This window comes from Pseudomonas sp. GW821-FHT09C09, from assembly GCF_059418105.1.
Window position 1 is genome coordinate 766,523 of the sequence record NZ_JBWKPF010000001.1, and the last position, 26,396, is coordinate 792,918.

The window sequence follows — 26,396 nt, forward strand, 5'->3', positions numbered from 1 at the left end:
GCATCTTCCTGACAACAGGGCCTCGGAAATGCCGCGCAAACGTTTGCGTAGACCGAACTATGCGAATCCTGCCCACGTTTGTCAACAATCAGAATCGGTATTGATTGTAGGGCGAATCCGCAGATTCGCCCCTTGAGTGCTCAAGCCGTAGTGTTGACCACGTTACCGGCGGAAGAACCTTTCGACATTTCCTTGACCAGCGCAGCGGACACTTCCAGCAGCGCACCGCTGGTTTCGGCGATCTCGCCCTGAACGGCCATGACCGCCTGCGACTTCGCTTCCGGAGTCGGATAGCTCGCAGCTTGTGCCGCAGCCAGTCGTTGCTGCTGCTCCTGCAATTGTTTCTGTAATTCCTGCATCCGCTTCAGCAGCATCTTGACGGTGACACTCAGGTTATCGCCACCCCCTTCAGTCTTGCTGTCTTCTTGCGCGGGACCGCCGGTCCTGACCTGATTGCTCTCTGGCTTTTCTGCGCCCAGCGCTTCGGTAGAAGCGTCCGCTTGCGCATCACTCATCGCGTTGATCGTAGCTGCGGTTTTGCCGCCGATGGTGACGGCACCGGGGTTGGAAAAACCGATCGTCAGTGACATGTGAACTCCCTCAATTCCAGTTTCCTTCATCACCCATCGGCCTGCGGGAAGCTTTCTTTAGCAGAGAATGCAAATCCGGCAACCTCACTTGTCCTGCAAAAGATGTAGTCCTTTTCGGAGAGCCGAACACGAAAGCCTCCAATGTTCGGAATACCGGATAAACGATTCAGCCCAGGACTCGCCAATCAATAAAATATTGATATAAATCATCAGGTTAAACATTTCTCTAACGCAAAGTACGGCTGGTACAGATCCTGCTCCCTCCCTGCACCCCTGGCATTCAGATCGGCCCGGGGCGCATCTAGATGAACCTGCATCAGCACCGTCTCACTACTAGAGAGAAAAATAATGAAATCTGCTTTCAAGACATTGGTTCCGGGCGCTTTGGCCCTAATGCTGCTCCTGCCCTCCGCCCTTCAGGCAAAAGAAGTCGAAACCCAGACCAAACTGGCCAACGTGGTGGTGCTCGCTACAGGCGGCACCATTGCCGGCGCCGGCGCCAGTGCGGCCAACAGCGCTACCTATCAGGCCGCCAAGGTCGGAATCGAGCAATTGATCGCCGGCATTCCCGAGCTGAGCAAACTGGCGAACGTGCGTGGCGAGCAAGTCATGCAGATCGCGTCGGAAAGCATCACCAATGAAAACCTGCTGCAACTGGGTCGCCGCGTCTCCGAGCTGGCCGACAGCAAAGACGTCGATGGCATCGTCATCACCCACGGCACCGACACCCTGGAAGAAACCGCTTACTTCCTGAACCTGGTGGAAAAAACCGACAAGCCGATCATCGTTGTCGGCTCAATGCGCCCAGGCACCGCCATGTCGGCGGACGGCATGCTCAATCTGTACAACGCCGTCGCCGTCGCCAGCAGCAAAGAGGCCCACGGCAAAGGTGTTCTGGTGACCATGAATGATGAAATCCAGTCCGGCCGCGATGTCAGCAAAATGATCAACATCAAGACCGAAGCGTTCAAGAGCCCATGGGGCCCGCTGGGCATGGTGGTCGAAGGCAAATCCTATTGGTTCCGCTTGCCAGCCAAGCGCCACACCATGGATTCGGAATTTGATATCAAGAACATCAAGAGCCTTCCTGACGTAGAAATCGCCTATTCCTACGGCAATGTCGGCGACACCGCCTACAAAGCCCTGGCCCAGTCCGGCGCCAAAGCCATCATCCACGCCGGCACCGGCAATGGCTCGGTGTCTTCCAGTGTCGTCCCGGCCCTTCAGGCCCTGCGCAAGGATGGCGTTCAGATCATTCGCTCTTCCCACGTCAATGCCGGCGGCTTCGTACTGCGTAACGCCGAACAACCTGACGACAAATACGACTGGGTCGTGGCTCACGACCTGAACCCGCAAAAGGCACGCATCCTGGCGATGGTCGCCCTGACCAAAACCAATGACAGCAAAGAGCTGCAACGGATGTTCTGGGAGTACTGATTCACCCTCGCCCGGCCGGATCTCGGCCGGGCACTCGCCTCACCACTCGCCCTCCTGGCGGGTGGTGCAATTACCTACACCGCCCCCTGCTTCTTTCCTGCACAAAAAATTCGGATGAGCCACATCAAAACCGGAAAACCGCTGTCAGAGGATTTTCTTGATTTTTAAGCAGTTGCGAAAATGCCTACAGTTAAATACTGTATGCACGTACAGCTTAATAAGGATAACCTCGTGGCCACTTCCTCTGATGCTCCCGATGCCTACGAACGCATGGGCATGCGCGTTCAAAAGATCATCAACTCCCCCACCGCACAAAAAGCCAAAGCCGCTCTGATCTTCCGTCTTCCGGATGAACCGATCGATGAGTGGGAGCGCCTGCTGGAAGAGATCGACGAGAACGACAACGTCACCCTCGCCTATCGAGACGATGGTGGTGTGCAGATTTTCTGGGTTGTACCGAAGGAAGATTGACTCAATGATTGTCCGTTTTTTTGCTTTGCTTTTACTGTTCATTTCCCTGGGTGCCCAGGCTGGCGCACCCCGCACATTCACCGAGGCCAAGAAGGTCGCCTGGAAGCTGTACGCACCACAATCCACCGAGTTTTATTGCGGGTGCAAATACACGGGAAACAAGGTCGACCTGGCTGCTTGCGGTTATGTACCGCGTAAAAATGCCAAGCGCGCCGCACGCATTGAATGGGAGCACATTGTCCCGGCCTGGGAGTTCGGCCATCAGCGCCAGTGCTGGCAGGAAGGCGGACGCAAGAATTGCACGCGCTATGACCCGAGCTACCAGAAAGCCGAAGCCGACCTGCACAACCTGGTACCGAGCATCGGCGAGGTCAACGGTGATCGCAGCAACTTCAGCTATGGCTGGCTACCGGTCGAAAAGGGTCAATATGGCTCCTGCCTGACCCAGGTCGACTTCAAGGCGAAGAAGGTCATGCCCCGCCCTTCGATTCGCGGCATGATCGCCCGCACCTATTTCTACATGAGCAAACAATACGGCCTGCGCCTGTCGAAGCAGGATCGCCAACTGTATGAAGCGTGGGACAAGACGTACCCGGTGCAAGACTGGGAGCGTCAGCGCAATCAAAGCGTGGCGTGCGTGATGGGGCGCGGCAATGAGTTTGTCGGGCCGGTGAACATGAAGGCCTGCGGCTGATCGACCGCGCAAAAGAAAAGGCCTCGCGCTTCAAGCTCGAGGCCTTTTTTGTGGTCAGCTGCCGGGCTTGTTGTATCGCCAGTAGCCCATCAGATTGAGCGCATCTCGCGGGATACCGCGCTCCTTGATCAGGTATCGGCGCAAATTCATGACCGCCGCAGACTCACCGGCAATCCAGCCATAGAAACCGTCAGTGGCGGTTTCGGCGATTTCCCAGAGGATCTCCTGATCGATATCGACGTCGGCCAGTTCTACTGCTTGATTGATCGTCGATGCGTCGACAGGTAGCGCAGCCTTTCGCACCGCCGCTACCATCAGCGTCCCGGCAACCGCCGCTCCCTCCTGCTCTCGAATCAACCACTGTACCGATAGACCGGGCCAGTCCGGAATCTCGAGCATGTCCTGTGCACTGTCGACCTCAAAGAACGCCTGGGTCCGGGGCGGCTCTACCAGTGCGGCCAGCTCCTCGATAATCCCCATCGCAGCGGGCAATGCCGTTGAGTCGGCGACCAACAAGAGTTGTTGAAGGGTTTGCGGCGGCTTCCATTCAAAACCACCCGCCTCCTCGGCCGAAAACCGGCTATCGGGTGCCAGAATCTGCATCGACTCGCCCGGCTGCGCTCGAAGAGCCCAGCGAGAAGCCGGCCCGGTTTCGCCATGCAGTACAAAGTCGATGTCGACTTCGCCCCGATCGGCACGCAAGTGGCGAATGGTGTAGGTGCGCATCGCCGGGCGTCGATTCGCCAGCATCGAGCGAAAACGGGCGTACCAACCCTCACCCTGAGAGAGCCGGGCTGGCGAACCGTCCGCGGCCGGGAAAAACAGTTTGACGCGCTGATCAGGCGCCCAGGTTGCCATCTCGGCAACAGCCTCGCTGGCGAGGGTAATCCGCATGAGGTGCGGACTCAGCTGATGCTTGTGTCGTAAAACAACATCGAACAATTTGTAGGGACTGACGGAGGCCATGCGGAGCTCCTTCTGGGAATCGTCGGTGACGCTTTTAAAAACGAATCACACCGGACACCCTTTAGTCAGCTCCGCTGAAAGGAATGTTTACTGTGCTGCGGTACGCTCGATCACCAGCGTCTCGATGTTCTGTTTTTTCGCCTTGATCAGCGCCGCATTCACATCAGCCTGTTTCGCTTCGGCTTCGGCTTTGGAATTGAATGGCCCCAGCAGGATCCGGGTCTTTCCGCTGGCATCCTTGATGACATTGGCGATAAACGCATGCTCGATCAACCAGCCACTCAGATCACTGACGGCCTGAGGTGTTTCGCCCCGCACCTCCAGATCCCACTGCGGCCCGGAAACGACTGCCGGCGCTGCCACCGCTACCGATTTTGGCTTTTGAGCATCCACACTCTTGCCTTCACCACATCCCGCCAATGCCAGTGCTGCGACCAACCAGACCAATTTGCGCACAACGCTTCCCTCTGAATTCTCGAAAGGGGGATCTTAACATTCGCGAATACTTTCAGAGCCCAGCAAAATGGGCACAAAACTACGAGATTGATGATTGCCGCACCTGTATAGTTACGCGCTGGGAATTAATGCCACATCTGCGCGTCAGAAAGAGGCACCCAAACCGTGAGACTTCGCACTAATCTATACGTACCACCGACCTCTGCACTGTCTGAATCAGGTGCCCTACAAAGCAATCAAGGAGAAGACCATGCTGATACTCACCCGCAAAGTCGGTGAAAGCATAAACATTGGTGATGACATTACGATCACCATCCTCGGCGTAAGCGGCCAACAGGTTCGCATCGGCATCAACGCTCCAAAGAACGTTGCCGTACACCGCGAAGAGATTTACCAGCGCATTCAGGCTGGCCTGACCGCACCGGACAAGCCACAAACCCCCTGAGCCCTTTCGCAGTCAGTAGCCAGTCTGTTCACCTTCGCGTAATGACTGGCTAAAGATCCGAGCGCCGTATTGCCATCCCCCCACCTCATTGGTGACGGCGCAGGCTATTTCTCCTCCTGCTGCAATTCCCTCCCCCTTCTTCGCCATCGATACTAACCATCATTTCAATGGCTGGCTGTCGGACGTTTCCGAATCAAAGCCGGGAATTGCGCTCACCTAGCCGAACGTCACCCCACGCGCCATCCCGGTGGCCGCTATCACCATCAGAACCAGCAACAACGCCTCAGCATGACTGATTCGTGCAAACATCTTTGCTCGCCTTGTCTTGAGGGGATTTCCCCGCGCTAGGCCAATACGCCATTTGATCAACGTGATCATCGGCGCAAGCTCCAGCAGCAGAATCAGCACAAACAGCTTCATCTTCAAATGGAACAGCGGCTGATGCAGATAGTAATCGGTGCCCTTTTCGTAACCGCCAAAGGCTCGCATACCGCCCGTCACCAGCAGCACCAGCGCAGATATCCCCCATAGATTGTCAGCGAGCAAAACCCGCCTTACCTCACCCGCCCCGGCAGCCAGGCGACTGAACGCCGTTCCGCGCGTCAGCACGGCCCAGAAACCCAAGGCAAATGCCAGCAAGTGAACCGCAGCCAGAAACCAATGAACCAGCATTGATGAACTCCCGTCAGACTGAGATGAAAATCGGCAAGACAGTAGTAGTCGAAAAAATATGGACTTGCCCGATGCCCACCTGAAAGGCAGCGCTGGCTGAGAAAGTCGACGGGACGAATGCGTGAGGAGAGGTAAATCGCAGGCAAAAAAAATCCCAAGCAGCTGATGGAAGCTTGGGATTTAAAAATGCATAAACCGTGGTGGTGAACGCGGGGCGGATATTACTGATTTTCTCAGTGTGTAACAACGTATTTTTGATAACCGGTTGGTTCAATAAAATCGTAAGCCTTTCAATATCCAGCCTATTTATGTAGAGGCCTACTTTTTACCCAGATGATCCTCCAGAAATTGTTCACTGAACGGCTGACTAGGATTCGCCAGCCTATGCTTGATGACTGCCCACGCTCGCTTGCGGAGAACATCAAGCCCTTCATCCGTGGGAGGAAGTTGCCCATTGAAATATTCATCGACCATAGCGAGCAACTCATCCTGCCGCGGCCTTTGCTCAATCAGCTCAAGAGCTGAAGCGCCGAGTTCCTTGTCCACCCTCAATCTCCACCAATAGAAACAAGCGACCTTTTTAAACCAGATCACTTGACACTTCTGTAGGAGTTTTCTGTTTTTGGCTGGGAACGACTCTCAAAAAACTAAATATATTTTCTGGCCATTTTCAGCTCACCCACTCAGGCCCATTAAATGAGGCCTGGAATTTCAAATACCGACCAAGGTGAGCGCCAAACCGACGTCTGGAGATAGGGGGTTTAAAATGACACGGAAAACAAAAAGGGCCCACCTTTCGGTGAGCCCTTCCAGACCGCCCAGCAGAGCGGATTTTGTTTGGTAGGCGCGATTGGACTCGAACCAACGACCCCCACCATGTCAAGGTGGTGCTCTAACCAACTGAGCTACGTGCCTGCTGTGAGGCGGCATTCTACGGAATTCCGGAGGGGTGTCAACACCTTTTTTTCACCTAACCCTATGAATATGCAAAATATTTAATTTCAGCCCTCCGCAAGAAGATTTTCCGGTGGCTGGCGGAGGTTTTTCAACTCGGGTAGGATCGTCGCACTCGTAAAATATATTAAACAGAGGCTGCAGGATGGCGAACACCCCTTACCCAGAGTCTTATTACGCTGCGTCGGCCAACGCCGTACCACCACGCCCTGCCCTGCAGGATGACGTGGAGACGGATGTCTGTGTGATAGGCGCTGGTTATACGGGACTTTCCTCGGCCCTGTTCCTGCTGGAGAACGGCTTTCGCGTGACCGTGCTGGAAGCCGCCAAAGTCGGCTTCGGCGCCTCGGGACGCAACGGCGGGCAAATCGTCAACAGCTACAGCCGTGACATCGACGTAATCGAACGCAGTGTCGGCCCTAAGCAAGCTCAGTTGCTCGGGCAGATGGCGTTCGAGGGCGGCCGGATCATTCGTGAGCGAGTCGCCAAATATGATATCCAGTGCGATTTGAAGGACGGCGGCGTATTCGCGGCCCTGTCGGCCAAGCAGATGGGCCACCTGGAATCACAGAAGCGCCTATGGGAGCGTTTCGGACACACTCAGCTCGAGCTGCTGGATCAGCGCCGTATCCGTGAAGTGGTCGCCTGCGATCAGTATGTCGGTGGCATGCTCGACATGAGCGGCGGTCACATCCACCCGCTGAATCTGGCACTTGGCGAAGCCGCTGCCGTGGAATCCCTGGGCGGCACCATCTATGAACAGTCCCCGGCCGTGCGCATCGAACGCGGCGCCAACCCGGTCGTGCATACACCAAAGGGCAAGGTCAGGGCCAAATTCATTATCGTTGCCGGCAACGCCTACTTGGGCAATCTGGTGCCGGAACTCGCGGCCAAATCGATGCCGTGCGGCACTCAGGTCATCACCACCGAACCGCTCGGCGATGAACTGGCAAAATCCCTGCTACCACAGGACTACTGCGTCGAGGACTGTAACTACTTGCTCGACTACTACCGCCTCACCGGCGACAAACGCCTGATCTTCGGCGGCGGCGTGGTGTACGGCGCGCGGGATCCGGCAAACATCGAAGCGATAATCCGCCCGAAATTGCTCAAGGCTTTCCCGCAACTCAAGGACGTGAAAATCGACTACGCCTGGACCGGCAATTTCCTGCTGACCCTGTCGCGCCTGCCTCAGGTCGGGCGCCTGGGCGACAACATCTATTATTCCCAAGGGTGCAGCGGCCACGGCGTGACCTACACGCATCTGGCCGGCAAGGTCTTGGCTGAAGCGCTGCGTGGCCAGGCCGAGCGCTTCGATGCGTTTGCCGACCTGCCGCACTACCCGTTCCCCGGCGGGCAATTGCTGCGCACGCCGTTTGCTGCACTGGGCGCGTGGTACTACGGGCTGCGCGACAAGCTCGGTTTCTGACGCGCAAAAAAAGGGCCGCTGAAAAGCGGCCCTTTTTACATTCAGCATCAATCACAGCTGATCCCGCGCAATCCCGCTGCGAATCCGCAGAATATCCGCGAGCACGGCCAAAGCGATTTCCGACGGTGTCTTGCTGCCAAGGTTAAGGCCGATCGGCGCATGAATCCGCGCCAGCTCGCCCTCACCCAAGCCACCAATCCGCCGCAACCGCTCGAAGCGCTTCTGTGACGTCTGCAGCGAACCCATCACGCCGATGTAGAACGCCTCAGTGCGAACAGCCTCCATCATCGCCAGATCGTCGATACGCGGATCGTGGGTCAACGCCACCACCGCCGTATCACGGTGACAGCCGCCATCAGCAATGAACACCGATGGCAGTTGCCGGCGAATCTCGACGCCATTGAGCACCACGCCCTCCAGCACTTCATCACGCGGGTCGCAGAGAATCACTTCAAAGCCGAGACCGACCGCGAACTCCGCACAGGCCTGCGCCACACTGGAATACCCCGCCAGCAGCAAACGCTGGGCGGCACCAATGCGGATCCGCACGCGATCGATTTCACGCTCGATCCGCGCACCCTGCTCACGATCCGCAAACAGGCTGCGCGCGCCCGTGGCCAGATCGACCTCGCGAATCAACCGGCGCTGCCCCAGCAACGCCGATTCGAGTTCACGCAGGTGCGCCTGGACATCGCAGTCGGCGTCAAATTTCTCTACCAGTACATCGAGAATGCCGCCACAGGGCAGGCTGACCCGCGAACGCGGATCGTCACCTTCGCCATAACGCACGACATTGATTGCATCGAGAAACGCACCTTCGGCGACGCGTTCGAGAAAATCTTCCTCGACGCAACCACCGGACAGCGACCCGATCCACTGCCCGTCATCGTTCACCGCCAACAGCGAACCCGGTGCGCGCGGCGCCGAGCCGTAGGTCGTCAGCACGGTGCAAAGCCAGATGCGCTGCCCCGCCGTCGACCATTCCAGCGCCCGACGCACAACCTGCAGATCGAGATGCTGCATGATCAGTGCGCCTTGTGCTCGATGGACGGGGCGTCAGCCTGCAGCTTCTGCACATCGCCCACCGCCAGCTCAGCAGATTGACCGCCCCAACCCTGACGCAGGTAGTTCAGCAGATCGGTCAGTTGTTCGGCACTGAGCTTGTCGGCAAAACCCGGCATCGGCTGCATGTGTTCGAATCCGGCGAATTTCTGTTCGCCGATACCGTCCTCGATCACTCGAACCAGATTGCGCGGATCTTCCAGGCGCAGCGTGGTATTGCCGCGCATGGCTACCGCGATGTGCGGCTTGCCCTCGCCACCGGCCGCGTGACAGCCGGCGCAGACGTTCAAGTATTCCTGACGGCCGCGTTGGGCACTGGCACTGAGTTTCTCCACCGGAACGTCGGTCAGCTCTTTCGCTGCCGGCGGCTTGTCGCCGAGCAGGAAGGTTGCCATCGCTGCCAGATCCGGATCATTCAGGCCCTGGGTGCTGTTGTGGAACACCGGGAACATTTCGTTGAACATCGTGCCCTGGGCACTCATGCCGTGCTTGAGGAACGTGCTCAGGTCCTGCTGATTCCAGCCGCGCGCCGCCAGATCAGTGGCCAGCAGGCTTGGTGCCAGGTAGCCGTTGAGGATGCCGCCGGTCAGGCGCTTGTCCAGTTGCATCGCGCCCGGCAAGCCGCGTGGCGTGTGGCATTCGCCGCAGTGACCCAGCACTTCGACCATGTACTGGCCGCGCTTCCAGGCGTCGCTTTTGCCTTCGGCCGGCTCCAGCTTCAAGGCTTTGCCGTACATCATGTTCCAGCCGATCAGACCCGGACGCACGTTGAACGGGAAGCTCAGGCTCGTCACCGGCGCGGCGCGCTCGATCGGTTCGATGGTTTTCAGATACGCGTGAATCGCATCCGAATCCGCACGCGGCATCAAGTGATACGAGGTGTATGGCATCGCCGGGTACAGATTGGCGCCGTCACGACGCTTGCCCTCGGTGAGCGCAGCGAAGAATTCGTCATCGCTGTACAGGCCGATGCCGTGCTCTTTGCTCGGGGTGATGTTGGTGCCGTAGATCGTGCCGAATGGCGACACGATCGGCAGGCCACCGGCAAACGGTGCGCCGCCCGGCGCTGTGTGGCAAGCCATGCAGTCGGCGGCGCGGGCGAGGTATTCGCCGCGTTTGACCTGATCATCCGCATGAGCCGCCAGAACAGGCACGGCAAACCCGACCGCCAGGGTCAGGCGGGTCAATAAACGCTTCATGCTTAACCCTCCTTGACCAGGCCGAGATCGGTCAGCACGTTGCGGGTGGCGTTGTAGTAACGCACGTACCCGGTGCAACGGCAGATGTGATGGCCGAGGCTGTCCTCGATGACTTGCTCCAGTTTGCTTTTGACGATCGGCTGGCGTTGCAGCTTTTCAACCAGCACGGTCGCTGCATTGACGAAGCCCGGTGCGCAGTAGCTGCACTGGAAAGCAAATTCATCAACGAAACGCTGCTGGATCGGGTTCAGCTCGGAGACCTGTCCCTGCTCGTCACGCTTGGCATGGCCTTCGATGGTGCGGACTTTCTTGCCCTCGAAGTAATGCGCGCCGGTGATACAGGTACGCACTTCTTCGCTGGTGCCGTCCGGGTTGTCGACGATCACCACACAGGCGTGGCAGATGCCCTGGCCGCAGCCCAGACGCGAGCCAGTGAGGTTCTTGTATTCGTGCAGGTAATCGATCATCGGCAGGTCATCAGGGATGTCCACCGGGCCGACGGATTGACCGTTGAGGGTCAGTTGAAGCGGACGGTTAGCCATTGAGGGCCTCCTTGATGCGCGCAGCAGTGATTGGAAGATCGCGGACACGTTTGCCAATGGCGTGGGCCACGGCGTTACCGATGGCGCCGACCACCGGGATCATCACCACTTCGGCGATGCCTTTGGACGGGTCGCTTGGCGACAGCGGCGGCAGGATTTCCGACGTCTGCTTCCACACCGCCACGTGGCGCGCCATCGGCAGGCGATAACGGTTGAAGTTCCAGTCACCCTCCCCCGGCCCGCCTTCGTACAGCGGCATCTCTTCCATCAAGGCGTGACCGATGCCCATGGCAATCCCGCCTTCGAGCTGGCCACGAACCAGTTCTTCGACCAGCACCCGACCGCACTCCAGCCACGAGTGATGGTTAAGCACTTCAACTTCTGCCGAACCTTTGTTGACCTTCAACTCGACCAGCGTCGCCACCGGGCTGTAGTAGGTCACGGCGGCGTTGTTCAGCTGAACTACCGGATAGGCGATGTTCTGCCGATCCAGCAGGTGGAAACCGTCGCTGGTCATCTGCGCTTTCTTGGCTTTCGGGGCGCCGTCACCGTACTTCACGGCCAACCCGTCCAGCGGCAGACGCTCGCGCACGCCGTCGATGCTGTATTCGGCTTCTGCCCAGCTCCAGCGGTTGAAGCCGTGAACTGTGGCAGCCGTGACCAGACCACGCTCGTGAGCACGTTTGGCCAGTTCTTCGAAAGTCAGTGGCTGCATGCCGTTGGCAGTCAGTTTGCCGTCGACCCAATGCGCATCTTCACGACGCACCACGTAAGGGTTGGCCTGGCCGCCGTACGGGCCCTGACGCCAGATCTCCAGCGCCGCCGGCCACAAGCCGTGGTTGAACAGCACGCGCGCCGCTTCACGGGTGGCGTGGCTGAAGTAGTAGGCGGAGTTGGTTGCCGACGAGGCCGACGCCAGCTTGCCGACCCAGCGCGGGTTGCGCAGGAAGTTGTCCTGCTCGGCCTGGCTCATGATGTAAGGGTTGCCGGCGGTGACCAGCTGCATTTCCTTCCATTCGGTTTCGCCGGTCTTCACGTCGTGCGCCGGGCTGCCGAGGAAATCGGCGACCACCAGGGCTTGCGAAGTCGACATGCCCGTGCCGATTTCGATCCCGATGTGACGCAGGGAGATACGCCCTTCGGCGGTGAACTCGATGCTGGCCATCGGCGCTTCGGAACCGGTGCCGAAGTCTTTCTGGCAAATGGCGAAACCGACGCCATACCAGTTGTCCGGATCCGCCGCTTCACGCTGTTTCTTGATCGCGTCGCGGTTCTTCCAGACTTCGTGCAGCGAAGCCTTGTCGAGAATCTCGTGCAGACGCAGCGCACCGGCCGGGATCGCGCCCTGGGTGTTTTTCATCCCCGAACGCAGCGCGTTCTTGCGGCGCAGATCAATGGCGTCGACACCGAGGCGATCGGCGATTTCATCGACCATCATTTCGGTGGAAGCCATGCTCTGCAACGTGCCGTAGCCACGCATCGAACCCGCTTCAACCCCACGGGAGTGGTAGGCGGTAACTTGCAGGTCGTTCTGCGGCATGTAGTAAATCGACTGAGCTGCCGTTGCGCCAACCGCAGCCACCGAAGGGCTGTAGTTGATCCGACCGCCGCCATCGACGCTCATCTCGGCACGGAAAATCTTGAAGCTGTGATCGGTCTTGTCCACTGCCAACTGGTAGCGGATGTCGAACGGGTGACGCTTGATGCCGCTCTGGAACTGCTCGTAGCGGTCGTTGGCCAGGCGAATCGGCACACCTGCGCCGTACAACGCTGCCAGGGCCGCGTAGTAGACGAAAATGTTGTGGTCCTTGGAACCGTAACCGACGGTGTAGCCCGGGTGCATGTTCAGGTTGGCCAGGCCGAAGCGCGACGGCGAGATCATCTTCGCGGTCTCGGTGGCGGCTTCCAGGGGGCACTGGGTGGCGACGACGAAATGCAGCGTCTTGGTCGCAGGGTCATACCAGCCGTTACCGTTGTCCGGCTCCATCGCAGCCGGTTCGATCGACGGGGTCTTGTAGCGCTCGTCGAACACCAGCCAGTTATCCGGCGGAGTGTCGATCTCTTTCTTCATGCGGTCGGCGTAGAACAGGCCGCGCTCGGTCAGGTTGCCGTGCAGATTCGGCTGGGAATTCCACACCGGGCGACGGTTCTTCAGCATCGGGAACAGGATCGAGTCCTTGAGGCTGGCGAACTCGTCTTCATCCGCCGAGGTCGGACCACCGACACGCACGTAGCGGAAGCTGCCATAGGGATCGCCTTCGTAGAACGGCACTTTTGCACCGTAACGAATCGCTTTGTCATTGAATTTGAGTTTGTTCTTGGCCTGACGGAAACGCTCGAAATCGTTCCAGATCAGGATGGCCACCGGGTGGCCGATGAACATCGGTACTTTGCCTTCGGGCAACAATGGATCCGGAGCGTGCTCTTCCGGGAAGACGATGCCGTCCTTGTCCAGGTCGGCCGCGGTGACGATGCGGTCAGGCTGCAGATCGGCGCCGAGCCACGACAGGTCATAGCCGTCGTAGATGCGGTCGGCCTTGATGGTTTTCAGCAACATGGCATGGCCTTGCTGCTGGGGCCAGCCCGGCATGTCCTTGGAACGGATGTCGCGGGCAAACACTTTGCTGCCGCAGACCTTGGACAAGGCATCGTTACGCTGGCGCGCCTTGCCGTTGTTGCCGAGCCACTGCTCGGACGGCACGGTCACGCTGTTTTCCATCAAGGCAGCCAGCGCCTGACTGCTGAGCGGCGTGAGCGTAACGCTCACGCCCGCCACCAGCCCGCCCTGAAGGAACGAGCGCCGGGATATTTCACGGTTGGACATGGATCATCCTCTGGGCGGTTATGGATCCGCCCTTCTGGTTATCTACTGGGAATCTCGAGTCTTGCAGAAGCCCTTTTTGGCTAAACAAAGGGCGTGATGACAGTGCAAAGCTGACCGAAAGGTTAACTTTAAAGGTTTCTGCGCTCGCAGCAAACAACCAGTTACAAAAATCTGACTAAAGAATCAAAAATCAATGTGGCATTGCATCGCAGCGACCCGATGACGCAGAGGATATTGCCGCGCGGACTGCTTGCATTCGTCGCGAGGCAACAGAGGAGGAATTTGGGGAAAGGTCAAATTTCAGACACAAAAAACCCCGGTCTTTCGACCAGGGTCTTTGCTATCGATTCCGAATCAACCAACAGTTGCTTTCGGTGTTTCAAGGCGTTCAGTGGTCCTTGAAACAGATATGGCGCAGCGGACGGGACTCGAACCCGCGACCCCCGGCGTGACAGGCCGGTATTCTAACCGACTGAACTACCGCTGCGTATCGCTTTGAGCTGATGCTCAAGTAACTCGTTTGACTGAAAGCTTCGGTGCTTTTCAATCGCGAACCAGACGGTGTCTGACTCGTTAAATATGGCGCAGCGGACGGGACTCGAACCCGCGACCCCCGGCGTGACAGGCCGGTATTCTAACCGACTGAACTACCGCTGCGCGTCGGTGGAGGCACTTTCAGCCTACCTCTTGCTTTCGCAAGTATCTCGGGAGTGGTGGGTGATGACGGGATCGAACCGCCGACATTCTGCTTGTAAGGCAGACGCTCTCCCAGCTGAGCTAATCACCCGTTTGCATCTCCGAGGCCGCGAAATTTACGCAGGTAGCGAACCTAAGTCAATAGCAGGATTGAAGTTTTTCTCAAAAAGACAAAAACATGTCATTCCGAGTAGATCATCTTCTTGGTCATACCGCCGTCGACCACGAATTCCTGCCCCGTCACAAACCCGGCATTCTTCGACAGCAGCCATGCCACCATCGCCGCCACATCCTCGACCGTCCCTACCCTGCCCGCCGGATGCTGGGCATGATCGGTATCGGTCAGCGGTTCGGCACGCCGTGCAGAGGGATCCCGCGCATCGATCCAGCCCGGACTGACCGCATTGACCCGAATCTCCGGCCCGAGGCTGATTGCCAGCGCATGAGTCAACGCCAGCAAGCCGCCCTTGCTCGCCGCATAGGCTTCTGTATCAGGCTCTGACTGCGCTGCCCGGGTCGAGGCCAGATTGACGATCGCCCCATTGTGCGCCCGCAGATACGGCGCACAATGCTTGGCCAGCAGCATCGGCCCGCTGAGATTCACCGCCAGCACCCGGTTCCAGTAGGCCAGATCCAGGCTTTCCAGAGTGATGTTGTGCGGATCGGCCACCGCCGCGTTACACACCAACGCATCCAGACGACCGAACTGCCCCAGCACTTCCGCGACGCCGAGCGCCACCTGGCTTTCATCCGCCACGTCCATGGCGATAAACCAGGCATTTTCACCCAGCACTTTCGCCACCTTGGAACCACGCGCCCGATCCAGGTCCGTCAGCACCACTTGCCAGCCTTCGCTGATCAGCCACGCTGCGATCCCCAGACCGATGCCGCGAGCGGCACCCGTGACCAGCGCAACGCGGCCATGGGTGCCCGTATTTGGCGTGGACAACTCGATCACAACGCCGCCAGACCGCGCGCCAGGTCGGCTTGCAGGTCAGCGACGTCTTCCAGACCGACCGCGATGCGGATCAGGCTGTCACGAATCCCCGCTGCTTCACGCTCCTGCGGCGCCAGACGGCCGTGTGACGTAGTGCTCGGGTGAGTGATGGTGGTTTTGCTGTCACCCAGGTTGGCAGTGATCGAAATCAAACGGGTCGCGTCGATAAAGCGCCAGGCGCCCTCTTTGCCACCCTTGACCTCGAAGCTGACGACCGCGCCAAAGCCCTTCTGCTGACGCTGGGCCAGCTCATGCTGCGGATGGCTCTTGAGACCGGCGTAATGCACTTTCTCGATGCCATCCTGCTGCTCCAGCCACTCAGCCAACTGCTGGGCGTTGGCACAGTGCGCCTTCATCCGCAGATTCAGGGTTTCCAGACCCTTCAGGAAGATCCAGGCGTTGAACGGGCTCAGGGTCGGCCCGGCAGTCCGCAGGAAGCCGACGATTTCTTTCATCTGCTCGCCACGACCGGCCACCACGCCACCCATGCAACGGCCCTGGCCATCGATGAACTTGGTGGCCGAGTGCACAACGATGTCTGCACCGAGCTTCAGCGGCTGCTGCAACGCAGGCGTGCAGAAGCAGTTGTCGACCACCAGCATCGCACCCTTGGCGTGTGCGATTTCCGACAGCGCGGTGATGTCCACCAGTTCAGCCAGCGGATTGGACGGCGACTCGACGAACAGCAACTTGGTGTTGGACTTGATCGCCGCATCCCAGGCCGACAGATCCGCCAGCGGCACGTAGTCGACCTCCACGCCGAAGCGCTTGAAGTACTTCTCGAACAGACTGATGGTCGAACCGAACACACTGCGCGACACCAGCACATGATCGCCGGCGCTGCACAGGCTCATCACCACCGCCATGATTGCGGCCATGCCCGTCGCCGTGGCTACGGCCTGCTCGGCGCCTTCCAGCGCGGCAATGCGCTCTTCGAACGAGCGAACGGTCGGATTGGTGTAACGCGAGTAAACGTTGCCAGGCACCTCCCCGGCAAACCGTGCAGCGGCGTCGGCGGCTGTACGGAACACGTAGCTGGAAGTGAAGAACATCGGATCACCGTGCTCGCCTTCCGGCGTACGGTGCTGACCGGCACGTACGGCCAGGGTATCGAACGCTACGCCTTCGAGGTCGCTGTCCAGCCGACCGGCATCCCATTCCTGACTCATGCTGTCACTCCTTGCCCTGTTCTCGATAAATAAAAGTCTTTTGCCAGATACAAAACCGGCCCCTAAGGGCCGGTTGAAACTCAGTTGTTGTACAGATCGATGATCGCACTGACCGCCTGGGTCTTGACCTTCGAGGCATCGTTGCGTGCCTGTTCGATCTTGTTCAGGTAAGCCTCGTCGACGTCGCCGGTGACGTACTTGCCGTCGAACACTGCGCAGTCGAAGTTTTCGATCTTGATCTTGCCGCCGCCGACCGCTTCGATCAAGTCAGGCAGGTCCTGATAGATCAGCCAGTCAGCGCCGATCAGGTCAGCGACATCCTGAGTCGAACGATTGTGCGCGATCAGCTCGTGAGCGCTCGGCATGTCGATGCCGTACACGTTCGGGAAGCGCACAGCCGGAGCGGCCGAGCAGAAGTAGACGTTTTTCGCGCCGGCTTCGCGAGCCATCTGGATGATCTGCTTGCAGGTGGTGCCGCGAACGATCGAGTCGTCCACCAGCATCACGTTCTTGCCGCGGAACTCCAGCTCGATGGCGTTGAGCTTCTGGCGTACCGATTTCTTGCGCGCGGCCTGGCCGGGCATGATGAAGGTACGGCCGATGTAACGGTTCTTGACGAAGCCTTCGCGGAATTTCACGCCCAGGTGGTTGGCCAGCTCCAGCGCAGCAGTGCGGCTGGTGTCCGGGATCGGAATAACTACGTCGATGTCGTGCTCTGGACGCTCGCGCAGGATCTTCTCGGCCAGTTTCTCGCCCATGCGCAGACGGGCCTTGTAGACCGAAACGCCGTCGATGATCGAATCCGGACGCGCCAGGTAGACGTGTTCGAAAATGCACGGGGTCAAGGACGGGTTGGTCGCGCACTGACGGGTGTGCAGCTTGCCGTCTTCAGTGATGTAGACCGCTTCGCCCGGCGCCAGGTCGCGAATCAGGGTGAAGCCGAGCACGTCCAGCGAAACGCTTTCGGACGCGATCATGTACTCGACGCCTTCGTCGGTGTGACGCTGGCCGAACACGATCGGGCGGATGCCGTGCGGATCACGGAAGCCGACGATGCCGTAACCGGTCACCATCGCCACGACTGCGTAGCCACCGACGCAACGGTTGTGCACGTCGGTCACGGCAGCAAACACGTCTTCCTCGGTCGGCTGCAGCTTGCCGCGTTGGGCCAGTTCGTGGGCGAACACGTTGAGCAACACTTCCGAGTCGGAACTGGTGTTGACGTGACGCAGATCGGATTCGTAGATCTCTTTGGCCAACTGCTCAACGTTGGTCAGGTTGCCGTTGTGCGCCAGGGTGATGCCGTACGGCGAGTTGACGTAGAACGGCTGGGCCTCGGCCGACGTCGAGCTGCCGGCAGTCGGGTAACGGACGTGACCGATACCCATGTGGCCTACCAGACGCTGCATGTGACGCTGCTGGAACACGTCACGCACCAGGCCATTGTCCTTGCGCAAGAACAACCGGCCATCATGGCTGGTCACGATACCGGCAGCGTCCTGGCCGCGGTGCTGGAGCACGGTTAGCGCGTCATACAGCGCCTGATTGACGTTCGACTTACCGACGATACCGACGATGCCACACATGCGACGCAACCCCTACTTAATGGATCTGAACTGAACAACACTCACTGAGGCGTTTTGGCCGACGGCAAGAGTTGCTCCTTGAACGGAATATCAGCGGGTACGCTGATTCCGCTGGCAAGCCACTGACTGCTCCACCCGAGTATCAGGTTCTTGGACCAGTCGGCGACCAATAGAAACTTTGGCACGAGCTGTGATTCTTTCCACCACCCGTCCTGCTGTACCGGCCCCAGGCTCAACAGCCCGACCGCCACGACCACCAGCAACACGCCACGCGCAGCGCCGAAGGCCATGCCGAGGAATCGATCGGTCCCGGACAACCCGGTGACGCGAACCAACTCGCCGATAAGATAATTGATCATTGCGCCCACGATCAGTGTGGCGACAAACATGATGGCACAGCCCGTGATCACACGAGCCGATGGAGTTTGAATGTATCCGGCGAGGTACTCGGACAGTGAGCCACCGAACATCCAGGCAACCGCTCCTGCGATGATCCAGGTCACCAGCGATAGTGCTTCCTTGACGAAGCCGCGGCTCAAACTGATCAAAGCGGAGATGGCGATGATTGCAACGATCGCCCAGTCAACCCAGGTAAATGGCACAGTGCAGCCTACAGACGGATAAGGCGGCGCATTTTAGCAGAGCGCATGGCTGTCGGTAAGCTGCGATTGTCAGTGCATTTCAATCGAGGTGATAGTTTTCAGCCACGCTCGGGCTGGAAGCGCACCACAAACCCCTTGAGGTTCTGCTGGCGGCTCAGCAGATCGCGCAAACGATCGGCTTCGGCGCGCTCGATCAGCGGACCGACAAACACCCGATTCTTGCCATCGGCGGAGCGGATGTAAGCGTTGTAGCCCTGACTGCGCAGGGTTTTCTGCAGGCTTTCGGCGCTGGCGCGGCTCGACAGACTGGCCAGTTGCACCGACCAGCTTACCGACAGGCCATTGGCATCGACGCGGCTCTGGGTGGTATCCGGCTTGGCCGACAGCGCAGCGATCGGCTGGGCCGGGGCTGCAGCAGGCTTGGTCACTGGAGCAGGTGCCGGAGCAACCGCAACCGGTTTGGCGACCGGGGCCGGAGCTGGAGCTGCAGGCGCTATCGGTGCCGCTGGCGCCGTTTGCTCGGCGACTTCGTAATCGCTCGGCACTGGTTCCTGAGGCAGAACCTGTGGCTCAGGCACGGCCACTGTCTCCATCTGGATCTGCGCCACGGCAGGGGCCTGCGGTGCAGCCGGCGCCTCGACGGTCACCTGACGCTGTTCGTCCTGACGGGAAAACAGCATCGGCAGGAAAATCACCGCCAGCGCCACCAGCACCAGGGCACCGACCATGCGCTGCTTGTACGCTTTATCCAGCAAAGCCATTTGCCGCTTCCTCCGTGGAGCGCCGGGCCAGCCATTCAAGGGCCTCGGCGACACAATAAAATGATCCGAACAGCAAGATCTCGTCGTCGCTGGTGGCCACTGCACACTGCCCTTCCAGAGCGGCCGCCACGCTGTCATAAGACGTGACCGATGCACCAAGGTTCTGCAATGCAACATTCAATTCAGCCACCGGACGCGCTCGCGGCGAATCCAGTGGTGCCACCGCCCAATGCTGGACGCTGGCATTCAACTCACCGACCACCCCATCCAGATCCTTGTCCGCCAACAGGCCGAACACCGCCAGGCGCTTGCCGACCGGCGGGCGAGCCGCCAGACGCCGGGCCAGATACTCCGCCGCGTGCGGGTTATGACCGACATCCAGCAACAGGTTCAGGCGCTTGCCGTTCCATTCGAACGAGCGACGATCCAGACGACCGACCACGCGAGTTGCCTGCAAGGCCGCAACAATCTGTTGAGCCTCCCAAGGCAGACCCAGCAGCAGATAAGCCTGCAACGCCAGCGCAGCGTTTTCCATCGGCAGATCGAGCAGTGGCAAATCCCGTAGCTCGACGACCTGACCGTCAGCATCAGTGCCGCGCCACTGCCAGAATTGATCAGTGATGCCGAGATCGAAATCCCGCCCTCGCAGGAAGAACGGGCAAGCAAGCTCGCGCGCCTTGTCCAGCAAAGGTTGTGGAGGATTCAGATCGCCGCACAGCGCAGGTTTGCCCTGACGGAAAATCCCGGCCTTCTCGAAAGCCACGGACTCACGGGTATTGCCCAGGTAATCGGCATGATCGACACCAATGCTGGTGACCAGCGCGATGTCGGCATCGACCACGTTGACCGTGTCCAGACGCCCGCCCAGACCGACTTCCAGCACCACCGCATCAAGCCCGGCCTGCTGAAACAGCCAGAACGCCGCCAGGGTGCCCATTTCGAAGTAAGTCAGGGACGTCTCGCCACGCCCGGCCTCGACCGCCGCGAAGGCTTCGCACAGCTGTGCATCAGTGGCTTCGACGCCATTGAGCTGCACCCGCTCGTTGTAACGCAGCAGGTGCGGGGAATTGTACACACCAACGCTCAGGCCCTGCGCCCGCAGCAGCGAAGCCACGAAAGCGCAGGTCGAACCCTTGCCGTTGGTGCCGGTGACCGTAATCACCCGAGGCGCCGGCTGGCCCAGCCCCATGCGGGACGCTACCTGTTGCGAACGCTCCAGCCCCATGTCGATGGCCGAGGGATGCAACTGCTCGAGGTAGGCGAGCCACTCGCCAAGGGTGCGCTCGGTCATACGTTGGCAGGCACCGGCGGAACGACGATCGGCTCGATCGGCGCGGCAACGAAGGTCGGCGTCGGCTGGCCGGTCAGTTGCGCCAGCAGGTTGCCCAGACGTGGACGCAGCTCGCGGCGGTCGATGATCAGGTCGATTGCGCCGTGTTCCAGCAGGAACTCGCTGCGCTGGAAGCCTTCCGGCAGTTTTTCACGAACGGTCTGCTCGATCACGCGCGGACCGGCGAAGCCGATCAGGGCTTTCGGCTCGCCGACGATCACGTCGCCCAGCATCGCCAGACTGGCGGAAACGCCGCCGTAGACCGGGTCGGTCAGTACGGAGATGAACGGAATGCCTTCTTCACGCAGACGTGCCAGCACAGCCGAGGTTTTGGCCATCTGCATCAGCGAGATCAGGGCTTCCTGCATCCGCGCGCCACCGGAGGCGGAGAAGCAGACCATCGGGCAACGGTTTTCCAGGGCGTAGTTGGCGGCGCGCACGAAGCGCTCACCGACGATGGCGCCCATGGAGCCGCCCATGAAGCTGAATTCGAACGCCGAAACCACGACAGGCATGCCCAGCAGGGTGCCACTCATGGAAACCAGTGCGTCTTTCTCGCCGGTCTGCTTCTGGGCAGCCACCAGACGATCCTTGTACTTCTTGCCGTCGCGGAATTTCAGACGGTCAACCGGCTCCAGGTCGGCACCCAGCTCAACACGGCCTTCGGCATCCAGAAAGATGTCGATGCGCGCACGTGCGCCGATACGCATGTGGTGGTTGCATTTAGGGCAAACGTCCAGGGTCTTTTCCAGCTCCGGACGATACAGCACGGCCTCGCAGGACGGGCATTTGTGCCACAGGCCTTCAGGCACCGAGCTCTTCTTGACCTCCGAACGCATGATCGAAGGGATCAGCTTGTCTACCAACCAGTTGCTCATGCTTTCTTTCTCCAGTACCGGCGGCCCGAACGCTCTGGTTCGCGGCCCCGCGTATGCCCTTCAGCTAAATTCATGTGTGGCGATGATCGATGGGCTGCCGGGTCAGCGGAACTGACCTGCGTACAACCCGAAAAGACCCTCAGCCTCTTTTCTACAGAGCTGTGGACGGCGGCAGTCTGCCAGCCGTCACATCAACGTACGGCGTTGATGAACGCCCGAATCTTTGCGTGATCCTTGATGCCCTTGCTCGCCTCTACCCCACCACTGACGTCCACGGCGTATGGCCGCACCCGGGCAATGGCGTCAGCGACGTTCTCCGGGGTCAGGCCGCCGGCCAGAATCAGCGGCTTGCTCAAACCCTGCGGAATCAATGACCAGTCAAACGCCTCGCCGGTTCCGCCAGGCACACCTTCGACGTAGGTATCGAGCAGCACACCACTGGCGCTCGGGTAGGCATCGCAGGCGGCGGCGATGTCATCGCCGGCCTTGACCCGCAGGGCCTTGATATATGGCCGGTGCCAGCCTTCGCACTCGGCAGCGGTCTCGTCGCCATGAAATTGCAGCAGATCCAGCGACACGGCATCGAGGATTTCGCCAAGCTCGCAGCGACTGGCATTGACGAACAGTCCCACTGTGGTCACGAACGGCGGCAACGCAGCGATGATCGCCCGCGCCTGCTGCACCGTAACCGCACGTGGACTTTTAGCGTAGAACACGAACCCGATGGCATCGGCCCCGGCCTCGACGGCTGCCAACGCATCTTCCATGCGGGTAATCCCGCAAATCTTGCTGCGAACGGCCGACATGTCGATAAAAACCTCAAGGCAAATCCGGGAAAGTCCCGGATGGTAACAAATGCATTCGAGGGCGTCAGCCGTCAAGTTCCGAGAAACCCGTAAGGAAATGTGGCCCGATGAAACGCTCGGGCAACGGGAACTCGTCGTGGTACTCGACCTGTACCAGATACAGCCCGAACGGATGCGCCGTGACCCCGCCGGAGCGACGCTCGCGACTTTCCAGCACTTCTTTCATCCACTCCGGCGGCCGCTCGCCAGCACCGATTGTCATCAGCACCCCGGCGATATTGCGCACCATATGGTGCAGGAAGGCGTTGGCGCGGATATCCAGCACGATCATTTTGCCGTGACGGGTCACGCGCAGATGATGCATCTGCTTGATCGGTGACTTGGCCTGACACTGACCGGCACGAAAGGCGCTGAAATCATGGGTACCAATGAGGTACTGCGCGGCTTCAGCCATGCGCTCCACGTCCAGCGGACGATGATTCCAGGTGATTTCTTCATTGAGATGCGCCGGACGGATCTGATCGTTGTAGATCACGTAGCGATAGCGCCGGGCAATGGCCTTGAACCGCGCATGAAAGTGCGCAGGCATGACCTTCGCCCAACTGACACTGATGTCGTGGGGCAGATTGATGTTGGCGCCCATGACCCAGGCTTTCAGTGAGCGGTCGACCTGGGTGTCGAAATGCACGACCTGCCCACAGGCATGCACACCGGCGTCGGTGCGCCCGGCGCATTGCAGCGAGATCGGCGAATTGGCGACCTTCGACAAGGCTTTTTCCAGGGTTTCCTGCACGGTGAGCACACCCGTGGACTGGCGCTGCCAGCCGCTGTAGCGCGAACCCTTGTACTCAACGCCCAGGGCGACGCGAAAAAAGCCTTCGGGGGCCATTTCGGCGGCCGGGTTATCTATGTTTGCCAAGTCGGTACAGCCTGCTGATCTACAAAGGCGGGCATTATAAGGCGGCGCACCGGGGATACCAGACCCAAACAAAAACGGCAGCCTCGATGGGCTGCCGTTTTGTTTACTGCCGAACGCTGGCTCAGGCCAGGTGCGAAAGCATTTCCTTCGCTTCGCTCTTCTGCTTGTCATCACCCTCGCTGAGCACTTCGTTGAGGATGTCGCGCGCGCCGTCGTTGTCGCCCATGTCGATGTAGGCCTGGGCCAGATCGAGTTTGGTGGCGGCTTCGTCGGTACCGGCGAGGAAGTCGAAGTCCTCGTCGTTCAGATCACCGCCCAACGCTGCGTCGGCTTCGGTGAAGCTCGGCTCGTTGATGCTGCTCGACAGGCGATCCAGCTCGGCATTGACGTCGTCCAGCTCGGCGGTGAAGGCATCCGGTTCAGCCGGGGTCGCATCCATCTCGTCGGCCAGGGACAGGTCGAAATCGGCTGGCAGCTCCAGATCATCCAGCGGCGCTTCAGCCACCACTGGCGGCTCGACCGGCGGCAGATCCTTCACGCTCTCGTCGAGATCCAGCAGGAAATCGTCGTCATCCAGTTCAACCGGCACAGGCGCAGGATCAGCCCCGAGATCCAGGTCCAGATCGAAGTCAGACAGGTCGTCGAGGTTTTCCTTGATTTCGGTCTGCTGCTGCAGCACCGACTCGAAGCTCAGGTCGTCATCGGCCGGGAATTCGTCCAGCTCGACCGGCGCTTCAGGTTCGACAGCAGCCACAGGAGCCACAGGTTCCACCGGCTTGATGTTGTCGAGATCATCCAGGCTCAGGTCAAAAGCGCTGTCCAGATCGTCGTCCGCCTTGGCGACAGGCGCTTCTGGCTCATCAAGCAGCAGTTCCTTGACGTAATCCTCGTCCAGCTCGGCCGCAATGGCCGCTGCCGCCAGACCCGCAGCCGCAACGACCGCCATGGCCGGGAAGCGGCTTTTCAGCTCTTCGACCTTGGCGAAGTTGTCGCCATTGGCGACCAGTTGGCGTTCCTGGCCGACGAAGGCATCACGATCACCTTGGCGACCGTAGACTTCCATCAACTTCAGACGCAGGTCACTGCGCTGCGGCTCCAGGCTGACGCCCTCCTCCAGCAACGCTGCCGCCTGATTCAGACGACCGCCATCGATGTGCGACTGTGCCTTGTCCAGCACGTCATCGGAGCGCTCGGCTGCCGGGGCTACCAGCGGCGCGGCGATCGGCTCGGCCATCACCACCGGAGCCACCACAGGGGCAGGTGCCGGAGTTGGGGCCGGGGCCGGAGCCGGTGCTGGCGTGAGCTTGACGCTTGCCGCCGGCACTTCCAGGCCTTCGAAGCTGTCTTCCGGCAGATCGAGCTCTGGCGAGAACGACTGCTCTTCCAGGGCGCGGGCCATGCGCAGGTGTTTCTCGGCTTCCTGTTGCGCCTTGCGGCGACGGGCCAGCAGCAACAGCAGAAGCAGGAACACCACCGCGCCACCACCGACCAGACCCAGCAGGATCGGGTTGGTCAGCAGCTCGTTGAAGGTCTTGTCTTCGTCAGCAGCAGGCTTCGGCTCGACCACTGGTTCAACCGGTGCCGGTGCGGCGGCTTCGGGCGCAGGTGCGGCAGGTGCAGCCTCGGCCGGAGTCGCCGGTGGAGTCGCAGCCAGTTCCGCAGTAATGGCCGGAACCGGCGCAACGGCTGGCGCAGCCGCATCAGCTGCCGGCGCCGGAGCAGTGCCCGGACCTTCAGCCTGCATTTTCGCCAGTTGATTGTTCTTCAGCTCGATCAGGCGTTGCAGTTTGTCCAGCTGGCTTTGCAGATCAGCCATGCGGCTTTTCAGCTCTGCATTGTCACGACGGGTGGTGTCGAGGCTTTCCTGAGTTACTGCCAGTTTGTTGCTCAGGGCCTTGGCATCACCGGCCGGGCCCTTGCCACGAGCCTTGCCGCTTTCGGCGGAAACGAGGCTCAGGTTGTCCTTGGCATTCTGTGCAGCACCGGCATTGGCGCGGCCACGCTTGGTGGCATCGAGCTGTTGCTGACCGGTGCCTGGCTTGGCCACGTAACGACGACCCTGACGCCAGGCCTCGTTCTGCGCGGCCACTTCGGCAATCGCCTTCGACTGCGGCAGCGCAGTGCTTTGCACCTGATCCGGCAGGCGCAGCACCTGGCCGGTTTTCAGGCGGTTGATGTTGCCGTCGATGAATGCATCAGGGTTCAGAGCCTGAATCGCCAGCATGGTCTGCTGGATCGAACCGCCAGTGCGCGCCTTGGCTGCGATTTCCCACAGGGTGTCGCGCGGCGTGGTGGTGTGGCTCGGATGCGTGGCGCCGGTAGTGGGTGCGGTGATCGTCTGCGACGGCGCCGGTTGCGCAGCGGCATCGGCGGTCTGCGGCGAGAATTTCGATGGGTCCAGCAATACGCTGTAATCGCGCAGCAGGCGACCGTTCGGCCACATCACCTGCACGAGGAATTTCACCATCGGTTCCGACAGCGGCTTGCTCGAGGTTACGCGCAGCACGCTTTTGCCGCTGGCGTTGAGCACCGGGGTGAAGGTCAGATCATTGAGGAACGCCTGGCGATCGACGCCGGCCTTGGCAAAATCTTCCGGCGAGGCCAGGCTCGGCACCACTTCGGCAGCGGTGAGATCCTTGACATCGAGCAACTCGATTTCCGCCACCAGCGGCTGGTTCAGGGTCGACTTCAGGGTCAGCTCCCCGAGCCCGAGGGCATGCGCCATACCGGAGGACAGCGCCGAGGCGGCCGCTATTGCTAACACCAGTTTGCGAACTTGAACCATAGCCTCTTCCTTTGTTTGAACGTTCCTCGGCGAGCGAGAAGATGTTGATTGTCGCTGCCGTAAGGCATTGCGCGCGACGACGACAGCATGCCGCGCGCGATCATTTCTTTGATGCCCCGGAAAGTC

24 protein-coding genes and 4 tRNA genes are annotated in these 26,396 nt (G+C 59.9%); 5 read left to right on the plus strand and 23 right to left on the minus strand.

The genetic code is table 11. From position 1 onward, the window contains the following. Nucleotides 1–140: 140 nt before the first annotated feature. Nucleotides 141–590, minus strand: a complete 450-nt coding sequence (locus AC07NR_RS03735; RefSeq protein WP_085712020.1) for a hypothetical protein — start codon at nt 588–590, stop codon at nt 141–143. Between the two features lie 348 nt (nt 591–938). On the opposite strand from AC07NR_RS03735, the gene AC07NR_RS03740 reads away from it, so the two are divergent. The 3 genes from AC07NR_RS03740 (at nt 939) to AC07NR_RS03750 (ending at nt 3,192) form a co-directional block, all read left to right on the plus strand. Further along, nucleotides 939–2,027, plus strand: coding sequence for an asparaginase (locus AC07NR_RS03740; protein WP_248738803.1), 1,089 nt, complete (start codon nt 939–941; stop codon nt 2,025–2,027). 180 nt (nt 2,028–2,207) lie between these two features. Further along, nucleotides 2,208–2,498: a DUF1654 domain-containing protein gene (locus tag AC07NR_RS03745; RefSeq protein WP_119427440.1), complete on the plus strand. Its 291-nt coding sequence runs from the start codon at nt 2,208–2,210 to the stop codon at nt 2,496–2,498. Nucleotides 2,499–2,502: 4 nt separating this feature from the next. Beyond that, nucleotides 2,503–3,192, plus strand: coding sequence for an endonuclease (locus AC07NR_RS03750; RefSeq protein WP_085712017.1), 690 nt, complete (start codon nt 2,503–2,505; stop codon nt 3,190–3,192). Nucleotides 3,193–3,246: 54 nt separating this feature from the next. On the opposite strand, the gene AC07NR_RS03755 is transcribed toward AC07NR_RS03750, so the two are convergent. Further along, nucleotides 3,247–4,158, minus strand: a complete 912-nt coding sequence (locus tag AC07NR_RS03755; RefSeq protein WP_495077838.1) for a siderophore-interacting protein — start codon at nt 4,156–4,158, stop codon at nt 3,247–3,249. Between the two features lie 87 nt (nt 4,159–4,245). Continuing rightward, the gene (locus tag AC07NR_RS03760) at nt 4,246–4,614 is read right to left on the minus strand and encodes an SPOR domain-containing protein (protein ID WP_423205270.1); all 369 of its coding nucleotides are present in this window, start codon (nt 4,612–4,614) and stop codon (nt 4,246–4,248) included. Nucleotides 4,615–4,864: 250 nt separating this feature from the next. Between AC07NR_RS03760 and csrA the strand changes: the two genes are divergently transcribed. Beyond that, nucleotides 4,865–5,059, plus strand: a complete 195-nt coding sequence (csrA, locus tag AC07NR_RS03765) for a carbon storage regulator CsrA (protein WP_003179932.1) — start codon at nt 4,865–4,867, stop codon at nt 5,057–5,059. A gap of 216 nt (nt 5,060–5,275) precedes the next feature. Here the strand turns inward: csrA and AC07NR_RS03770 are convergent, their stop codons facing one another. The 3 genes from AC07NR_RS03770 to AC07NR_RS03780 form a co-directional block, all read right to left on the minus strand. Continuing rightward, the gene (locus AC07NR_RS03770) at nt 5,276–5,731 is read right to left on the minus strand and encodes a DUF2214 family protein (RefSeq protein WP_495077839.1); all 456 of its coding nucleotides are present in this window, start codon (nt 5,729–5,731) and stop codon (nt 5,276–5,278) included. Between the two features lie 318 nt (nt 5,732–6,049). Further along, the gene (locus AC07NR_RS03775) at nt 6,050–6,277 is read right to left on the minus strand and encodes a hypothetical protein (RefSeq protein WP_305835278.1); all 228 of its coding nucleotides are present in this window, start codon (nt 6,275–6,277) and stop codon (nt 6,050–6,052) included. A gap of 292 nt (nt 6,278–6,569) precedes the next feature. Further along, a tRNA-Val gene (locus AC07NR_RS03780) sits at nt 6,570–6,646 on the minus strand. A 184-nt stretch (nt 6,647–6,830) separates the two neighbouring features. On the opposite strand from AC07NR_RS03780, the gene AC07NR_RS03785 reads away from it, so the two are divergent. Then, nucleotides 6,831–8,114 carry an NAD(P)/FAD-dependent oxidoreductase gene (locus tag AC07NR_RS03785; protein WP_495077840.1) on the plus strand — a complete coding sequence of 428 codons (1,284 nt, stop codon included), beginning with the start codon at nt 6,831–6,833 and terminating at the stop codon, nt 8,112–8,114. 51 nt (nt 8,115–8,165) lie between these two features. Here AC07NR_RS03785 and AC07NR_RS03790 read toward each other — a convergent pair whose 3' ends face one another. From AC07NR_RS03790 to AC07NR_RS03870, 17 genes are all read right to left on the minus strand, one after another. Next, nucleotides 8,166–9,137, minus strand: coding sequence for an XdhC family protein (locus AC07NR_RS03790; RefSeq protein WP_495077841.1), 972 nt, complete (start codon nt 9,135–9,137; stop codon nt 8,166–8,168). A 2-nt stretch (nt 9,138–9,139) separates the two neighbouring features. Continuing rightward, nucleotides 9,140–10,375 (minus strand): c-type cytochrome, encoded by a 1,236-nt coding sequence (locus AC07NR_RS03795; protein ID WP_495077842.1) that lies wholly within the window; start codon nt 10,373–10,375, stop codon nt 9,140–9,142. Nucleotides 10,376–10,377: 2 nt separating this feature from the next. Then, a complete protein-coding gene (locus AC07NR_RS03800) occupies nt 10,378–10,917 on the minus strand; it encodes a (2Fe-2S)-binding protein (protein ID WP_495077843.1) in 540 nt (179 codons plus the stop codon). Then, on the minus strand, nt 10,910–13,741 hold the full coding sequence (locus AC07NR_RS03805) for a xanthine dehydrogenase family protein molybdopterin-binding subunit (RefSeq protein ID WP_134826081.1): 2,832 nt from the start codon (nt 13,739–13,741) through the stop codon (nt 10,910–10,912). The genes AC07NR_RS03800 and AC07NR_RS03805 overlap by 8 nt, the downstream gene beginning before the upstream one ends. 410 nt (nt 13,742–14,151) lie before the next feature. After that, nucleotides 14,152–14,228 (minus strand) — tRNA-Asp (locus tag AC07NR_RS03810). Nucleotides 14,229–14,321: 93 nt separating this feature from the next. Beyond that, a tRNA-Asp gene (locus AC07NR_RS03815) sits at nt 14,322–14,398 on the minus strand. 54 nt (nt 14,399–14,452) lie between these two features. Further along, nucleotides 14,453–14,528, minus strand: a tRNA-Val gene (locus AC07NR_RS03820). 90 nt (nt 14,529–14,618) lie between these two features. After that, nucleotides 14,619–15,395, minus strand: a complete 777-nt coding sequence (locus AC07NR_RS03825; protein WP_085712008.1) for an SDR family oxidoreductase — start codon at nt 15,393–15,395, stop codon at nt 14,619–14,621. Then, nucleotides 15,392–16,603 (minus strand): O-succinylhomoserine sulfhydrylase, encoded by a 1,212-nt coding sequence (locus tag AC07NR_RS03830; protein ID WP_085712007.1) that lies wholly within the window; start codon nt 16,601–16,603, stop codon nt 15,392–15,394. The genes AC07NR_RS03825 and AC07NR_RS03830 overlap by 4 nt, the downstream gene beginning before the upstream one ends. A gap of 80 nt (nt 16,604–16,683) precedes the next feature. Beyond that, nucleotides 16,684–18,189, minus strand: coding sequence for an amidophosphoribosyltransferase (gene purF / locus AC07NR_RS03835; RefSeq protein ID WP_007956466.1), 1,506 nt, complete (start codon nt 18,187–18,189; stop codon nt 16,684–16,686). Between the two features lie 41 nt (nt 18,190–18,230). Further along, nucleotides 18,231–18,791: a CvpA family protein gene (locus AC07NR_RS03840; protein WP_007956464.1), complete on the minus strand. Its 561-nt coding sequence runs from the start codon at nt 18,789–18,791 to the stop codon at nt 18,231–18,233. A 98-nt stretch (nt 18,792–18,889) separates the two neighbouring features. Continuing rightward, nucleotides 18,890–19,552 carry an SPOR domain-containing protein gene (locus AC07NR_RS03845; protein WP_495077844.1) on the minus strand — a complete coding sequence of 221 codons (663 nt, stop codon included), beginning with the start codon at nt 19,550–19,552 and terminating at the stop codon, nt 18,890–18,892. After that, nucleotides 19,536–20,843, minus strand: coding sequence for a bifunctional tetrahydrofolate synthase/dihydrofolate synthase (gene folC, locus AC07NR_RS03850; protein WP_265811776.1), 1,308 nt, complete (start codon nt 20,841–20,843; stop codon nt 19,536–19,538). The genes AC07NR_RS03845 and folC overlap by 17 nt, the downstream gene beginning before the upstream one ends. Next, nucleotides 20,840–21,760, minus strand: a complete 921-nt coding sequence (gene accD, locus AC07NR_RS03855) for an acetyl-CoA carboxylase, carboxyltransferase subunit beta (protein ID WP_248738792.1) — start codon at nt 21,758–21,760, stop codon at nt 20,840–20,842. The genes folC and accD overlap by 4 nt, the downstream gene beginning before the upstream one ends. 191 nt (nt 21,761–21,951) lie before the next feature. Beyond that, entirely contained in the window at nt 21,952–22,566 is a 615-nt protein-coding gene (locus AC07NR_RS03860) for a phosphoribosylanthranilate isomerase (protein ID WP_495077845.1), read from the minus strand. Between the two features lie 64 nt (nt 22,567–22,630). Further along, the gene (gene truA / locus AC07NR_RS03865; RefSeq protein ID WP_085712002.1) at nt 22,631–23,455 is read right to left on the minus strand and encodes a tRNA pseudouridine(38-40) synthase TruA; all 825 of its coding nucleotides are present in this window, start codon (nt 23,453–23,455) and stop codon (nt 22,631–22,633) included. 151 nt (nt 23,456–23,606) lie between these two features. After that, complete coding sequence (locus AC07NR_RS03870) at nt 23,607–26,270, minus strand: motility hub landmark protein FimV (protein ID WP_495077846.1); 2,664 nt, start codon at nt 26,268–26,270, stop codon at nt 23,607–23,609. Between the last annotated feature and the right edge of the window lie 126 nt (nt 26,271–26,396).